This is a genomic window from Bacteroides faecalis, from assembly GCF_003865075.1.
GTDB lineage: Bacteria > Bacteroidota > Bacteroidia > Bacteroidales > Bacteroidaceae > Bacteroides > Bacteroides faecalis.
In genome coordinates this window covers 99,970-117,571 of record NZ_BHWB01000009.1, presented here as the reverse complement: position 1 = coordinate 117,571, position 17,602 = coordinate 99,970, and the positions used below count along the sequence as shown (strand labels likewise).

Genomic DNA, 17,602 nt, shown 5'->3' with positions numbered 1-17,602 from the left:
GATTTTTACGTCAGTAGTTTTTTATTAACCATTAATCTTCTGAGCTTTTATTAAATTTGCTTGGACTCACATTGTAATATTTCTTAAATACTTCACGAAAGTATTTTGCATCCGAGTATCCGATCATGTCGGCAATCTCCGTTATCGAATATTTGCCTTGTTTCAGCAATTGTGCGGCATGTTGTAAACGTATCATCCGGATATAATCAGCCGGAGCGTAACCGGTCAATGCCTTTAATTTATTGAAGAAACTAGTACGACTCATGTGATGCTGACTACTGAGCATGTCTACATTGAAGTCCGAATTTTCCATGTTGTTCTCTATACATTTTTTGACAGAGGCTATGAATTTCCAGTCCAAGGTATTGGTACAATTGGCCGGAAGGTTCTGTTCCTCATCTTCGATGCTGTTATAAACTTGACGGAGCAAAGCACGATTTGTAAGTATATTCTTAACCGTTGCTTTGAGCATTCCCACACTGAAAGGTTTCGAGATGTAGGCATCCGCTCCGATTTCCAGTCCTTCAAGCATGTTTTTCTCATCGCTCAGTGCAGTCAGCAAAATGACCGGAATATGGGACATCTCAAGATTACTTTTTATAACTGAGCGGAGTTCATCTCCGCCCATCTCGGGCATCATTATGTCGGATATGACGAGATCCGGGTTAAATTCCCGTATTATGATAAGTGCCTCCTTCCCATTGGGGCAAGACTGGATATTATACTCCATTCTGAACATATCAACAAGATAATTGCGTAAATCATCATTGTCCTCCACTATTAGGATGCGTCGTAAAGAGCCGTTTACCTGGGATATTTTCATGGATGGTGGTTCTAAAGTATCACCACTAGGTGTAATAGTCTCCGAACACTCATCCAATGCCTTGGGAGAAATGAATTTTGCTTTATGGAGATGGCTGTTTCCTTTAGGGAAAGTAATTTGTACACAAGTTCCTTGATGCTCAGTACTTTGAATCTGAATCTTGCCTTTATGTAACTTGACCAGTTTGTATACCAGCATCAGACCGATTCCGCTACCTGTCACTTTCAGGTTAATGACATTACTACTCCGAAAACAATTCCTGAACAATTTCTTCTGGTCACATGAGGGGATGCCGATTCCGGTATCTTTCACCTCGATGCTCCAAGAATTTCCTTCCTCACAGGCATAAATGTGTACGCTACCACCTTCAGGGGTATACTTCAATGCATTTGACAGGACATTCTTCAGAATAGATCCCATCTTGTCACTGTCAAACCACACATTCAGATAGTCAAAATTACTATCATAAACAAACCTGACATGTTTTATCTCAGCAAATTTACGGAAAGTGGCGCAAACATCATTCATAAATGTATTCAGTTCATACTCGGAAACATAGAGAGTGGAAGAGTAAACATCTATCCGTTCGAAGTTAATCAGGTTGGTCGTCAACTGAAGTAATGTATTCACATTTTTAAGGGCCATATTTACATGGGGTAACGCTTGTTCGGTCACCATATGATTTTCTACGACTTCTTCCAACGGAGCTTTTATTAATGTAAGCGGCGTACGTATGTCATGGGCTGTATTAATGAAGAACTGTGTTTTCTCGTCCGACACCTTTTTCTGTTTATGCAACATGATAATACGGAATATGATACCCATAACCAGAATCAACAGGATTGCATATCCCACTATAGCCCACACACTGGCCCATACCGGAGGCGTTATAACAATCTGGATGCTCCTTGTTTCATAGATTTTATACTTCTCTTCATTGGATACGGCACGAATTTGTAACGTATAACTACCAGGTGGCAGTTTTCTGATAAGAATCCGGTTGTCCGGGCTTGGACGGCTCCACTCTTTATGATAACCGTCTAGTTTCCATGAAAAAAGAATGTTGGAAGGATAATCATAATTAATGGAAACTACATCAAGGGAAAACGTGTTTTGTCCGTAAGCTAGCTCCAGCCGTTCAGTTTCGTCAATATCTTTCTCCAGAGGTGATCCTTCATCACCCGGATAAATAGGATGATAGGCTATCATAAAATCACGCAGTAACAGACGTGAATAATGCGGTTCCGGTATTTGTATGTCTGTCGGAAACTTGATTGCACCATCATTCCCACCGAAAACAAGCGCGTTTTTGTTATAGGGCGTAGCAGCACCTGCATTAAAATTGACACTCATCAATCCTTGTTCCCGCGTCCAGTTACGGAAGAAGTGTTCCTCAGGTGAATAAATTGTTATGCCATTCTCCGTACCCATCAGGAGACTTCCGTCATGACGCGGAAGAATTGTATAAATATTGTCGGAAATCAATGCACAGTTGTCACTTCGGTACTGATGAATAAATTTCTTCTTATGAATGTCATAAACAAGAAGTCCGGCTCCACGGGTACCAATATACAGAATACTGTCTTCTTTCTGATATAATGCGCATATATAAGGAGACTCAATAGGCAGGTCAATATATTGGTAAACTCCGGTTTGCCTCTCAAGCTGATAGAGCCCCATCCGCGTACCAATCCACATATGCCGGGCATCTTTTTCCTGAATGGTAGTGATAGAACTTACTCCCGGATATAAACGTACACTTTTAGTTTCAGGGTTGATGCGTTTCAAATGATAATATCCGCCAGACCAGATATCGCCGCACGAGTCTTTTTTAATGTCAAAAATATATTGATCGGGCCGTATTCCTGCCATAACAGCAGGAGAAAGATAACTAATTTTAAATCCTTCCTTCTTTTTTATCTTGCATATTCCAGACATAAAGCCACCAGCCCATATTACACCGGGAGAAACTTCACACAGCGCTAAGAATATGTGATTTTCATCATCTGGTACCGAATCAAAGGAACTGAAGAAAGAACGCCATTCTTTTGTTTTAGTCTGATAGAAACTGATACCGTTACTGGTTGCGAACCAGAGGTCACCGTCACTGTCCTCTATCACATCATGAACCTGGTCATTCACCAATGAACGTTTATTGCCAAGAGAGTGCTTTATCAAATCATAACTTTCATAGCGGTTGTTGCGGATAGTAATACCGGTAGGATAATTGGCAAGCCAGATGCGTTCTTCTTCATCTACATAGATATCATTGATGTTGTTTCCGTTCATTCCGTTATAACTGCTATAATCAGCTGTTATATAAGGCTCACTCACGCAGGTATTTACATCCAGTTTATATACACCTTTTCCACCTGTGGCTACTAGAAGTTCATTAGCATTCAAAGCTACAATTTGGTTGACCTCTACATTATTGAGGGATTGACAGGGAGTGATTTTTCCTATTCCACCCATATCATATATAAGTATGCCCTCTTTGTAGGTTCCCACAAACAGCTGTTGTGAAACTGCATGATAATAAAGTTTATGTACAGGTGCAGTGATACTTTCCACAGTTTTATCAGAAATCAGCTTTAACTCTCCCTCTTCTATCTTGGCACGAAACAGACCGCTTCCCGTACCGATAAAGAAATGATTGCCATCTGTCTGCTCGATGGCAGTTATTTCACCGTTGACCGGTATTGGCATATGCAATGTCGTTCCGGTATGGGTATTATACCAAGTAATACTATCCTTATAACATAGCCAGATGCGGTCATTCTTATCCAAATAACCGTAATTCAGAAAGGCTTGCGATTTATTTCTGAGCAGTTCCGGATGTACATAATCCAATTCGAACTTATCATGCCGGGAATCATACCTAAAAATACGGCCTTTCTGGCCAATTACCCATAATACATTCTTGTGGTCCATATAGAGCCAGTTTAAGGCAATTCGTGAATCCAACATCATGTTGTCGTCTGAAAAGGTGTAATGCTTTATATGTTTGCTGTCATAACGGTCTATTCCCTCTTGGGTCAGAAACCACATATATCCTCGTTGGTCTTTTTGGATATGGTATATTTTTTGATTATTCAGACCGTCTTCCAGTCCTATGTACTTATAAATTTGGCACCTGCTTACAGAACTACTGATGAAAAGGACAGTAAAAAGAAAAATTCGTCTAATGTCTAAAGATATTTTCATATTTCTCGCAAAAGATTCAAAAACATATCTGCAAAATTATAAAATATTGTTTAAATATCCACCAAAATGAATGAATTTTATTTCATTAGAACAATATTTTCCTTTTAGAAAGTTTTGCAATAAAAAATAATGAAAGAAGAATTATATAAATGGCTGTATACTTAGAATAATACCGCAATTTGCTGTTTACAAATATTTTATAAAAGATAATTTGCCTTTGATTTATAGTTTTATTGTAATGTTATCGTATGGTATCCGTTTGTTTCGAAACGGACAACTTTCAATAGGTCTTCTTCATGAGCTATGTCCTGTTTAATGCAGTTATGTTATATTCTTTAAGTTCATAAAGAATGTTATCCAATGTATGATATTTTGATGTGAGATTGTTTTAATAAGAAACATATAAATTAAAACTATTTCCTTTCAGTAGCACTTTGTGGGGTGCTGTAATGGGAGGATTCTTTCTCAGTATATTCAAAACAGACAATACAGCAAAACAGACAGATTAACAGTGTTTTGATATTATAGTTGGTGAACAACACTCTTTATCTAGTGTTTATCGCACTAAAGATACTGCCTGCCGTATGCCTGAGGGAGGTTGATTACATTGCGGTGTCATTAAGAAAGAGTTCATGCATTAATAACCTAAAAAATGAGAGCAATGAAAATGTTTATTCTTGGTTCTTTCCTATTTGTGGGAATGTTGTAGTTTATTTCCTGTTTTTATCCGTCAAAAACTAGTTATGGCTAATCTGGATTCTTAAGCCTGTATCTGTGTACATACGAAAGATGTGTAAGTTGATAAAACAACTATCGATTTAAGCATAACAAATTGTTTTTAGTTTCTGGGAGCCAAATTAGGGCATAGTTTTTATCGGTATACTTCGCAGTAAGCGTCAAAGTAAGTTGATGTAAAAGATAAATTGTTGATTTATAGGAATATAATTGATGAGAAAATATTTCAAAGAAGATTGTGTTCTGGTTAGTGTAATTACTTTTAGGGGAATTATTGCGTACCTTTTGTTATTTGTTTAAGAATATATTATGATTAAAAAGTTGGAAGCTGTTTTATACATCAACCTCTTTCCCTTTAAAATAACTAAAAGGAAAAAGGAGGATGCATATATATAAAGAAACTATAGAATTAAAATTGGTTAGATTCTCAGAATTCACTAGTTATAGAATAGCAAATAGGTAGTAATATTCAAAAGAATATATCAGTAATTGCTTGTTTCTAAAGCTCTTGCTCTTGGGCTCATTCTTTATCCCTGTACTTACAGCATCCGGGTAATTGATTATATACAGAATCATCAGCTTTATATTTATCCGTATCATGACCAGCTTTCGCTATGGCTTTACTGATGGCGTCTTCTGAAGTCTTATTCGGATTGAATTGTAGATGTACCATTTTCTTTTCTTTATCCCAGTGGGCTGATTGAACTCCGACTACACTTATTGCTGCTTTTTCTATACGTTCCTTACACATATCACAAGAACCATTTACACTGAACATTGCATGTTTGGAAGCTGTATCTGCTATCTTATTTTCTGTGTTCATATTCATTCCGGACATGTGGTGACCTTCGTGTCCGGTCATTGGATGGGCATTGTCATCACTACTATTCATCATAGAAGTCTTACCTTCCAGTTGTGCACTGGCATCAATGGAAAATACACCATTTGTAACAACCTCCTCACCATCGGATAATCCCTTTATGACTACGTATGCACCACCTAATGCAGGACCCAGTTCTACTTCGCGTAACATGAAGGTTGGGGTTGAAGTGTTCGGTTGCCGGACATACACAATAGAACGTTTTCCTGTCCATAAAATTGCCGTTTGTGGTACTACAATCATATCTTTATACCCTTTTAACGGAGCATCCACTTCGGCTGTAGCATACATTTCCGGTTTTAGTTCCTGTCTGTTGTTGGTAACATCAACGCGAACACGTGCCGTACGAGTGGTAGCATTGATAATGGGGTCGATAAATGAGATTTTTCCGGAGAACTTCTTTCCGGGAAATGCTGGAAGAGTGAATTCCACAACATCTCCTTTACTGAGAAATGGTAAGTCTACCTCAAATGCGTCAAACATGGCCCATACACGAGAGAGATTAGCTATGTCAAATAATACAGATCCTTGTGAAACATAATCACCACGATTTACTCGTTTGGCAGTTACGATGCCACTTGTGTTTGCTTTTATTTCCACTGTGGGAGAGGCTTTGCCTGACTGTTGTACCGCATCAATTTGTGCATTAGTCATATTCCAGAGACGTAATTTTTCACGAGCAGCCTGAATTAATTGAGGTTGATTCATGCTGATAGCTTGCAATAATTCCTGTTGGGCAGTAAATAACTCTGGCGAATAGATTGTAGCTAACGTTTGTCCACTATGAACTTCCTCGCCGGTAAACTCAATAAATAGTTTTTCTATACGTCCTCCAACATAAGCTGTCTGTGATTGCAAACTACGTTCGTCCGGAGTAATTTTGCCATACAGTCGTACTTTCTTTACCGGTTTTTCCCGACTTATACGCGTTGTTTGTACGTCTGCTAAAGCAGCAGCTTCGTCAGATAGTTGAATAGCTGACGGATCAACGGAAGTATTTTCTCCGGAATTTTTCTTTAGTGGAATTAGATCCATAGCACAAATAGGACATTTGCCAGGTTTGTCCATACGTATCTGTGGATGCATAGAGCATGTCCATACCCCACTTTCATCTTGTTCCAGATCATGACTGTGTCCTTCGTGATCATGAGTCATAGTTTGTTCCGGCAAATGGGTAGAAGAGGTTGGACGGCTAAATAATAACCAACCGATAAATATTCCTCCCAAAGCAAAAAGAGTATATGTAATTTGCTTCTTACGCATTATTTCCTTTATCTTTTTCATTTGTTATCAGTGTTTAAAGAAGTGGATACTAATTTTTCTAAACCTGCAACGCTTGTGTTGTAGGCTGCTACAGCTTCGCTTTTCTTAAGTCTGTAGTCTAGCATTTGACGTTCTACTTGTATGACATCAGTCAGTGACTGGCGACCCGCAGAAAACTCACGTACCATCAGTTGCCAGGTGGACAGGGATAAAGCATATTGCTGGGTATATAAATTAAGTTTACGACCAGCGTCTTCCAATTGTTGTCGGAAGTTGATATACTCACTTTCCAGTTGATTTTGTGCGTTATCACGTTTATACTCGCTGGCTTTCCAATAATTCCGGCTTTCCCGCTGCTGTGCATTATATTTGCGACGGAATAATGGCAGACTTATTTTTACCATTGGCATTACCATGTCTTTTCCATTCATGTCAGCCATGCCGATGGGATGATCCATTTTGTTGATCAAAGAATATTGTAGTCCGATACCAATCATTGGATAACTCATGCGCCGATCCATTTTTGCTTTGGCTCGATAGGCTTCTGCTTCTGCTTCAATCATTGTAATCATAGGATTGTTAGAAAATATACTATCTACCAAAATCTTCTCATCTATTTGGATTATGCGTTGTACCAAAGAGTCTGGCACTACGACAGGAGTTGCCGAAGGGCGATTAAGCAAAGCGTTGAATTGTGCTTCTGCCACCATACGTGCAGAATGAAGATTTTCCAAGTCATTTTCCAGTTCTGCACGTTCCATTTGAATTCGTAGTACGTCTGACATTCCTCCAGTTGCCGGTCCCATTGGACTATATCCCATTCCGGACATTCCTGAGTTTGAAGTAGACATATTACTACTGGGGGATATTGCAGATTTGGTAGCAGTCATTCCATTCATGCCGGACATTCCATTGGTTGAAATAGCAGGTCCGTTCGTTTCGGAAGTAATACTCGATGGAGTGTTAGGGGTAGGGGTTGAGGCTCCTCCTTGTGCAGAAGATGCTGAAAAACGGTTCAGGGCTAGTTGTTCCAGTTGGCGGAGCAATGCAATGTTAGCTTCTGTTGTTTTATACTGTTCCTTCAAATTGCAAAGCTGATACCATTGGGTTTTCACATCATACCAAAGAGTATTACGGCTGTCCCGGAACTTTTCATAAGCCATGCGAGCCATTTCGGTAGCTTCTCCACGTGCCGCTTTTCGGGTTCCAAACCATGGAAACATTTGCATCAGAGTAAAGTCTGCAACCTGTTTTCCCATCAGTGTTTCCATTGGTTTGAAGAACAAGCCTATTTCCAGTTCCGGATCAGGGTATGCACCTGCTTGTGGTATTTTTTCTAATGCAGCTTTGTAAAGCATAAAATCAGAATTAATTTGAGGATTGTTACGGGCTGCCTGTTCCAGATAATGGGTGAGGCTATCTGTTGATTCTTGGGCAAATACATCCGTCATCAATAAAGGTACGGTCATAATTGCTATTATTTGTTTGATTGAATTAGTTCTCATTCTTTTCTTCCTCCATCATTTTTAGTTGTTTCTTTTCTGCTCTTTTTTCAGCTCCTTCACGCCACCAACATTGTAAAACAGGAACAACGAACATCGTCATAGACTGTATCAGCATTCCTCCAAAAGTCGGTATGGCCATGGGAACCATAATGTCTGCTCCTTTTCCTGTGGATGTCAGTACCGGTAATAAAGCAATTAATGTAGTGGCTGTTGTCATGGCAGCCGGGCGGACACGTTTCAATCCGGCTTCTACTACAGCTTCTCTAATATCATGTTTAGTTCGGGGATGTCGATCTATAAAGACTTGATGGATATAAGTTCCCATCAGTACACCGTCATCTGTTGCTACACCGAAAAGAGCTATGAAACCTACCCAGACTGCTACACTCAGGTTGATGGGATGCATCTGGAAAAGGTCACGCATATTCTCACCTGCAATACTGAAATTCATGAACCAGGGTTGTCCATACAGCCATAATAGAATAAATCCACCGGCAAAAGCCACGAATACCCCGGAAAAATGGATAAGTGAGGCTGTCACTGTTTTGAATTGGAAATAGAGTACCAGCAATACAATGAGTAGTGCTAACGGAACAACAATCAATAACCTGTCTGTAGCTCGTTGTTGCTGTTCATAGTTACCAGCAAATTTATAAGATACACCTTTTGGCAGAACCAGTTCTCCATTTTTTACTTTACTTTCGAGCAAAGTACTGGCTTCTTTCACAACATCTACTTCCGCTTTTCCCGAAAGTTTGTCGAAGATTACGTATCCCACTAAGAATGTATTTTCACTTTGTATCATTTGTGCACCTCTGGAATATTCAATGCTGGCAAGCTCTTTCAAAGGAATTTGTGCCCCTGTAGCTGTAGGAATGAGTAGCATGGACAATGTTTCGGGATTATCTCTTAATTCGCGGGCATATCGCAAACGGATAGGAAAACGTTCACGTCCTTCCACAGTGCGAGTCAATGCCATTCCTCCAACTGCAGCGCTCAATACTTCTTGCAAATCAGCTATAGCAACGCCGTAACGAGCCATATTTTCACGATTCAATTTTATTTCTAAATAAGGTGCACCTACTGCTCGGTCATAGAACACTGATGAAGCGATAATTGATGGTACATCTTTCAATGCTTGTTCAATAGCTTTTCCTCCTTTCTCGATAGTTTCTAAGTCCGGACCATACACCTTTATTCCCATTGCTGCACGCATTCCTGTTGAAAGCATTACCAGTCGGGCTTCAATCGGTTGTAATTTGGGTGCTGATGTCAGTCCGGGTAAATGGGTTACATTCACTATTTGCTGCCAGATATCATTTGTGTTTTTTATTTCCGGACGCCATTGGCGAAAATAATCACCTCGTGTATCCGGGATCAGACTATCAGCCGGAATTAAACGGAAACCGTCAGCAGGATTATATGTATTGCCGTTTTTTAATAGATATTCTCCTTTGTGATTTACTTTGAAACGTTCCCGATGTCCATTCTCGTCTAAGATATATTCAGGTCGATAATTGATTGTATTTTCGAACATCTGTACAGGAGCAGGGTCAAGAGCCGAATTTACACGTCCCCATTTACCGATAGCTGTTTCTATTTCGGGAATGGCAGCCAAGCGCTTGTCTAGCTTTTCAATATAATCCAGGTTTTGCTCAATACCTGTATGCGGCATACTTGTAGGCATTAACAAGAAAGAACCTTCATTGAGACTAGGCATGAATTCTTCTCCCGTATTACGCCAGATCAGAAATCCACAAATAACTGTTATCAAAGGAATTGCCATGAATTTCCAACGGTTTGCCAGACACCAACGAAGAATACGTTCATAGAAAATAACCAGTGACCATAACAATACTAGGATAAATGCAATACATCCTGCTACAAAGAGGATATTTATAGGTAACCCTCTTTGAGGTCCCATTGGTAACCATTCTTCTGAAAGATAGAAAACAGCGATGAACAGGGTGATGCCTATATTGATATAGTTACCCATTTTCGGATTGAGCCAGCGATGAGCTAACAGGTTATTCAATCCTACGGCAGTCAGTCCTAATGCAGGAATACTATTATAAATTATCAGTAATGCAATTCCGGCAACAATGAGTATATAATTTAGTACTTTGCGTATTAACTTCGAATTTATGCGTACAGAAAACAAAATATATGAGAGGGTGGGTAATAAGATCAGTCCCAATACGAATGCGGAAGCTAATGCGTATGTTTTTGTATAAGCAAGCGGTGAAAACATTTTTCCTTCCTGTGCCTGCATGGCAAATACAGGTAGAAAACTAACAATTGTGGTGATCATTGCTGTGGCAATGGCACCGGATACTTCACTGACTGCTTTGTATATAAGCTGTACAAATTCTTTTCCTTTATTGATTCCCCGGTTTACCGGCATTTCCATATAACGTATGATACTTTCTACAAATACCACTCCGACATCAACCATTACACCGATAGCTATGGCAATTCCTGATAAAGCTACGATATTTGCCTCAATACCGGTATATCTCATTAATATAAAAGTAGCAAGTACGGCTATCGGTAACATACTGGCAATAACCACAGAAGCACGTAGATTAAGTACCAACACAATGATTACAATCACACAAATCAGTATTTCGTGTGAAAGACTTGTTTCTAGTGTACCAATCGTTTCTTTAATCAGTCCGGTCCGGTCATAGAATGGCACAACGGTAACTTTTGAAATCGTTCCGTCTGCTAAAGTCTTTTGTGGAAGTCCGGCGTCCATTTCTTTTATTTTCTCTTTTACATTATTGATGACTTCCAATGGATTGGAACCGTAGCGGGCAATAACGACTCCACCTACTGCCTCGACTCCTTCTTTATCCAATCCGCCACGTCGGGTTCCGGGACCGATATTTACGAAAGCAATATCAGAAATACGTACCGGAATTCCTTCCCGTACGGTTACGACAGTATTTTCGATGTCCGCTACATTTTTTATATAACCTAGTCCGCGGATCAGATATTCCACTTTGTTTACTTCCATTGTCTCGGCTCCGATGTCCAGATTACTCTTTTGTACGGCATTCATTACATCCATTACCGATATATTAAAGCTATACATTGCATCCGGATTCAGTTCTATCTGGTATTCTTTTACGAATCCTCCGGCAGATGCCACTTCGGATACACCTTCGGCTGCGGAAAGACTGTATTTTACATAGAAGTCCTGAAGGGTACGTAACTCTTCTGCATTCCAGCCTCCTGTCGGTTTCCCTGTTTTAGGGTCGCGTCCTTCGAGCGTATACCAATATATCTGTCCTAAAGCTGTAGCATCCGGTCCTAGTGTTGGTTGCACATCTTCGGGCAAGGTTCCCGGAGGTAGTGAATTCAATTTTTCGAGAATACGGGAACGGCTCCAATAAAACTCTATATCATCGTCGAATATGATATATATAAAAGACATTCCAAACATGGAAGAACTGCGGATTGTTTTCACTCCGGGAATTCCTAGTAAAGAAGTAGTAAGCGGATATGTAATTTGATCTTGTATATCTTTGGGTGAACGTCCCATCCATTCTGTGGCAACGATCTGTTGGTTATCTCCGATATCGGGGATAGCGTCTACCGGAATTGGATTACGGGGAATGATGCCTCCATGCCAGGAGAAGGGAGCAGTCGAAATTCCCCATGCTATGACCAATAGCAATAACAAAACGGTTATAACCCTGTTCTCCAGGAAATAACGTATAAGTCTGTTTATCATTTCTATTTTGTTTTTGGATTTGACAAATAAAAAGTCGGATCTTTTCATCCTATTATTAAAAGAACAAAAAGATTCTAATTCTTGTTTTATAACATCATGAATATTATAAAAACACTAAAGATAGTTCGGTGGCTAAATTAATAACAGGCAATGAAATAGATAAGGAGGAGTTTTTTTTCTTGAAGAGATATCCCATTATTAATAATATGTTTATTCCTTTTTAATGGGTTATAAATAAAAGTACTTTGTCTGTTTCTTCTGATAAATATGAATGAGTAAAAGGAAACTGAATTTGATATTTTACTATTTACATGAAGTGTAATGTGATAATAATGTATCTAAAAGGTTCTTTGGGGGATGTATTTCATGATAGATGAAAAACGTATATGCGTGTGGAATAAAGAATTGATACTAGCTTTATATTAGTGGCTAAAATAGACGATTCGAGGAACATTAAGGTTACAAATTGTCAAAAAGCAAAATGGCACATAAACAATGAGTGATATTTCTTTCATAAGTCACTTTTGTTTAGATCTACATTTCTTCAAGCAGGGATCCTATTTCTCTGGATATATAAATTGCCCAATTTTGTTTTCAATTAGATAACTTGAAAAACGAATTGGGCAAAATCAGGTAAGTAATACGACTTACATAAGGAGTGAGAACGTACGATATCTCACTTTGTTGAAGTGATTTTTTTATATTAGGTTATTTAGCCGCTGTAGGGGACTGTATACCTTCGGAAGTGGCACGCTCTTCCATACGTTTGATACGGATATCTAGGTCTGGATGGGTCGAGAACAACTGGTTCAACTTGTTGTTCTTTTGGGCTCCGGCTTCATCTTGCATCTGCTTCAGTTTACGGAAAGAGAGAGCCATTGCCCATGGATTTTTACCGGATTTTTGTAGAAATTCATATCCGTAATCATCGGCATCACGTTCTTGCTTTTGTGAATAGGTAGAGTTTACCAAAGCTTCACCCAGATCGCCCAATTGTGAGTCGGTTAGCTTAGCTGCAGTACCGCCCTGTGAAGAAATGCCGTCTTTCAGTGCAGAGGTGAGTAGAGCTGTACGGAATCCTTTTTTGGAATCTTTGTGTGCGATGTGTCCTACTTCATGACCAATGACACCCAATAGTTCTTCATCGCTCATGATATCCATCAGTGAGGAGAATACACGTATGCTCCCGTCTGCACACGCAAAGGCATTCACGTCAATTACATAATAAACCTTGAAGTTCAAAGGAATACCCTCTACATCGGTCAAACCTTCTGTCAGTCTTTTTAGACGGATGGTATATTCATTGTCATCTGCGCACACTTGGTTGTGCTCGTCCATCCAATCTATGTACTCTTTTACATACTCTCTCATTTCTTCATCTGTAAGAGTAACGGCTTTGGTAGCCTTGGCAGCACCACCAATAGCTTTTTTTAAATTGAACTGTGCCATAGCAGGCATAGTAAACGCCATGCAACACAGTGTGACAAGGCATTTGATAACTGTTCTTTTCATCTTTTTGTATTGAATATTTTTTTTATTTTTTTGCAAAAGTACGGAAATTTACGATAATATAAAGGGGGAGATATGTCTTTTTTATTACTAAACAGTCGATTTCTTAGAGAGTATCTTTATTTTTGCAATATTGTAGTCTTGAAAGTTGATAAAATATGAAAAACCAAGTGTATAATTATACGCCTGATATTTCTGGTTGGTATGCTATTTCTTGGAGTTCTAGGTTATATACAATGAAAAGATACGCATTGTATGGTGTGTATCTGTGTTTGTGTCTTCCTGTTTGGATTGTGAGGAGGTTAATTTTCAAGCGTATTTTATAGTTAGTACCAGACTGACGAACCAGACAGTAAGAATATTCATACTTATATAAATCTGATAAGAGATTGATTGAAGCATGGAAGCATACTGCCGAATGTTTCAATTAGGTTGTTTTCCTTTCGGATTCTGGATGAACATAACTCTCCTTTCATCGTTATAGTCTATACATAAAATGGATAAATAATATGAAAGGATTATTGTTAATTGGAATTTTTATGTTTTGTCCTCTCTCCATAATATGGGGACAGGATGTAATACAACAATATGCAGGAACAGCTATGCCCTATCCTGTTGTGAAAGACTCATTTGTCTTTTCTCTGGATGGTATGGTTCCATTCTATATTAATCATCTGGGAAGACATGGAGCTCGTTTCCCAACTTCAGGAAAGGCTTTGAGTAAGGTGAAGGGGACATTAATCGCAGCTCAACAAGAAAATAGATTGACAACAGCGGGAGTATCATTACTTTCCACATTGCAGCATTTATCTGAGGCTTTTGAGGGCCAATGGGGAAATTTATCAGTAGTGGGAGAATTGGAGCAACAAGGAATTGCCGGACGTATGATAGAACACTACCCTCAATTATTTAGCGATTCAGCTAAAATAGAGGCAATAGCGACTTATGTTCCCCGTTGTATACATAGTATGGATGCATTTCTTGCCTGTATGACACAATATAATTCTTCTTTACGCATACAACGTAGTGAAGGGAGACAATATAATGATATTCTTCGTTTTTTCGATTTAAACAAGTCTTATGTTGAATATAAGGAAAAAGGTGATTGGCTTCCTATATATGAGACTTATGTGCGAAAAAAAATATCTCCTGCTCCTATTATGAAAAACTTTTTTCTTGAATCGGGACAAGAGACAGATCAAGAAGCAGAGGAATTTGTCATGGCTTTATTTTCCATTGCTGCCATACTTCCGGATACAGGTGATTTGACAAGTCTGGATAGTCTTTTTACAATAGACGAATGGAGCGATTACTGGCAGACACAGAATTTGCGACAATATATGAGTAAGAGTTCTGCACCTGTCGGAAAGATGCTACCTGTTGCGATTGCATGGCCCTTATTAGCAGAATTCATTCATTCTGCAGATGAGGTAATAAATGGTAAATCAGATACCCGGGCGAACTTTCGTTTTGCTCATGCGGAAACGGTTATTCCTTTTGTGGCATTGATGGGAATAGAAAAAACGGATGTTCAAGTTTCCATCCCTGATTCTGTTTTCCGATATTGGAAGGATTATGAGATTTCTCCAATGGCTGCTAATGTACAATGTTTTTTTTATCATGATACAGATCGTGAAATATGGGTAAAAATTCTTTTGAATGAAAGGGAAGCAGCACTTCCTATCTCTACTTCCCGTTTTCCCTATTATCAGTGGAAAACAGTTCGTACATATCTTAATGAGAGAATTGAGATGGCAAAAGCGGTTCTTTTAAAAAGAGAAAAATTATTGGAAGAAGAGCAATCTCCACTGGATCTGTACAATGAATGACTATGCGACACAACGAGAAAATGTTTTTTTATTCAATGACTGGTTGCACAAATGCAATGGTAACAGTGGGCAATAAAAAGTTGTTTCCCCTCATACACAACAGTGTACGTATGATAGCTGGTACAGAAGCGTTACTATAGTGTATTTTTATTGTTTTACCAATCAGTCTTTATTTTTTTGATATGAAAATATACATATCTTTGTCGCCATGATAGAAAGAAACGAACTACACGAAAGAAATAAGCATAGTGGACAATATGATTTTATCAGTTTAACAGAGGTCTATCCTCCACTTAAAAAGTTTGTAATATTAAATCCGCGTGGGATACAGACAATAAACTTTTTCAATCCACATGCTGTAAAGGCTTTGAATAAGGCCTTATTGATAAACTATTATGGTATTCGGTATTGGGATATACCAAAAGGATACCTGTGCCCACCTATTCCTGGAAGAGCAGATTACATTCATTATATTGCAGATCTGATACAAGCACAACCTTTGAGTGGTAATGTTGACAAAGAGAATAAACGAAACTATAAGTGTTTGGATATTGGAGTCGGTGCTAACTGTATTTATCCGATTATAGGACAAACAGAGTATGGATGGGTATTTGTAGGTTCTGATATTGATCCCTTGGCCATAGAAAATGCAAGAAAGATTATAACCTGTAATCCGATATTAGCACATAAAATAGAATTACGGCTTCAGAAAGATAAAAGGAAAATATTTGATGGAATCATTGTTACGGATGAATACTTTGACGTGACGATTTGTAATCCACCGTTTCATAGCTCCCAAAAAGAGGCTGAAGATGGCACAATACGTAAATTAAGTAGTCTGAAGGGAGAAAAAGTGAGAAAAGTAAAGCTGAATTTTGGAGGAAACGCCAATGAACTTTGGTGTGAAGGCGGGGAATTACACTTTTTATTGAACATGATTTTTGAGAGTCAGAAGTATCAGAAGAACTGTGGATGGTTCACTAGTTTGGTTTCTAAAGGAAGGAACCTGGATATACTATGTGCTAAATTGAAAACAATCAATGTTTCGGAATATAAGATAATCCAGATGAGTCAAGGTACTAAAAATAGTAGAATATTGGCTTGGCGTTTTTGATAAATATAAACTCAATGGATAGAATAAAAACTAATCGAATGCGTGTGGTACGTTCGGAAGTCGTGAAGTATTGATATCAGCATCTACCTGAACCTTATATTATGCGGAAGATGGATAAAATAACCAAAGTTCTATAATTGAAAACTTCACATACGCTACTCTTGTACTTCACCTGATCGTTTCGTGTACTTCTCTTGGTGAATTGTTGTACTTCAGTCTCTCAGTTCTAGTACTTGATTGGTGTCACTCTTGTACATGATTCGGGGTACTCTTGTACTTGATTTATTTGCTCTTACTTTTATTTATCTTTTGGACTCTTGGTTTTTCTGTCTTATTAATAGGATAATGAGGATTTAATGAATGATAAGTTGTCGCTAATATATAATTATTGTATAATATTATGAATGTTTTGGCCCGTTTTTCAAGCATAAATCGACCTTTCGGAAAGGCTGATTTATGCTACTCTCACTTTCACTTTCACTTTACGCTTTTTTTCTGCTCCTTTTTTATGCTGTAATGTGTATTTTGTTGTTTATTAGTGTGTTGTGTGATTGTGTTATTAGCGGTTATATGGTCGAAATGACTGCTTTTATTTTAAATGAGAGTACTTTGTTTATGATGGTATTGAGAAAAAATGATTTAATTTATTGTTCAAAAATTTGCCTGACACTCCCGGGAATACAGGAAAACCTCTTTGGGGTTTGAGAAGATAAAGGATAATATGGGGGAGAGTCCGAAAAAACAGTTGTTCCTTTTCTTTATGCACACAACATTGATATCCTGAACAAGAAGAACGGTAGTTGGATCTTTATGACTTTAGACAGTCTCGGTCATTTTATAAGGTACAAACTGAAAGTCATGGTGTTCAATTGGCTGTTCCTACTTTCTAGTATCAAAAGCAGTGTGGCAATTCAGTTCAAATATTATTAGTCAGATATACTGTAAATAGTGTTTGTAATTTGTTGACAAATACTGCTCTTGATCTAAGTATGTTTTGAGGA

General features: G+C 38.4%; 7 protein-coding genes. 2 read left to right on the top strand and 5 right to left on the bottom strand.

The window, feature by feature from the left end:
* Positions 1–31: 31 nt before the first annotated feature.
* The 5 genes from EJF25_RS15415 to EJF25_RS15395 form a co-directional block, all read right to left on the bottom strand.
* Positions 32–4,027 (bottom strand): hybrid sensor histidine kinase/response regulator transcription factor, encoded by a 3,996-nt coding sequence (locus EJF25_RS15415; RefSeq protein WP_125041901.1) that lies wholly within the window; start codon positions 4,025–4,027, stop codon positions 32–34.
* Positions 4,028–5,282: 1,255 nt separating this feature from the next.
* On the bottom strand, positions 5,283–6,926 hold the full coding sequence (locus EJF25_RS15410) for an efflux RND transporter periplasmic adaptor subunit (protein WP_125041900.1): 1,644 nt from the start codon (positions 6,924–6,926) through the stop codon (positions 5,283–5,285).
* On the bottom strand, positions 6,923–8,374 hold the full coding sequence (locus EJF25_RS15405) for a TolC family protein (RefSeq protein ID WP_235016828.1): 1,452 nt from the start codon (positions 8,372–8,374) through the stop codon (positions 6,923–6,925). The genes EJF25_RS15410 and EJF25_RS15405 overlap by 4 nt, the downstream gene beginning before the upstream one ends.
* Positions 8,375–8,399: 25 nt before the next feature.
* A complete protein-coding gene (locus EJF25_RS15400; RefSeq protein ID WP_125041898.1) occupies positions 8,400–12,149 on the bottom strand; it encodes an efflux RND transporter permease subunit in 3,750 nt (1,249 codons plus the stop codon).
* Positions 12,150–12,857: 708 nt separating this feature from the next.
* Positions 12,858–13,661, bottom strand: coding sequence for a M48 family metallopeptidase (locus tag EJF25_RS15395; protein ID WP_125041897.1), 804 nt, complete (start codon positions 13,659–13,661; stop codon positions 12,858–12,860).
* A 506-nt stretch (positions 13,662–14,167) separates the two neighbouring features.
* On the opposite strand from EJF25_RS15395, the gene EJF25_RS15390 reads away from it, so the two are divergent.
* A complete protein-coding gene (locus tag EJF25_RS15390; RefSeq protein ID WP_200832924.1) occupies positions 14,168–15,487 on the top strand; it encodes a histidine-type phosphatase in 1,320 nt (439 codons plus the stop codon).
* Between the two features lie 208 nt (positions 15,488–15,695).
* Positions 15,696–16,601, top strand: a complete 906-nt coding sequence (rlmF, locus tag EJF25_RS15380; protein ID WP_125041896.1) for a 23S rRNA (adenine(1618)-N(6))-methyltransferase RlmF — start codon at positions 15,696–15,698, stop codon at positions 16,599–16,601.
* Positions 16,602–17,602: the final 1,001 nt, after the last annotated feature.

Bases quoted from the DNA above. Each gene is read 5' to 3' on its own strand.
- EJF25_RS15395 (WP_125041897.1), bottom strand. From the start codon at position 13,661: ATGAAAAGAACAGTTATCAAATGCCTTGTCACACTGTGTTGCATGGCG.
- EJF25_RS15400 (WP_125041898.1), bottom strand. From the start codon at position 12,149: ATGATAAACAGACTTATACGTTATTTCCTGGAGAACAGGGTTATAACC.
- EJF25_RS15390 (WP_200832924.1), top strand. From the start codon at position 14,168: ATGAAAGGATTATTGTTAATTGGAATTTTTATGTTTTGTCCTCTCTCC.
- EJF25_RS15415 (WP_125041901.1), bottom strand. From the start codon at position 4,027: ATGAAAATATCTTTAGACATTAGACGAATTTTTCTTTTTACTGTCCTT.
- EJF25_RS15405 (WP_235016828.1), bottom strand. From the start codon at position 8,374: ATGACCGTACCTTTATTGATGACGGATGTATTTGCCCAAGAATCAACA.
- EJF25_RS15410 (WP_125041900.1), bottom strand. From the start codon at position 6,926: ATGAAAAAGATAAAGGAAATAATGCGTAAGAAGCAAATTACATATACT.
- rlmF (WP_125041896.1), top strand. From the start codon at position 15,696: ATGATAGAAAGAAACGAACTACACGAAAGAAATAAGCATAGTGGACAA.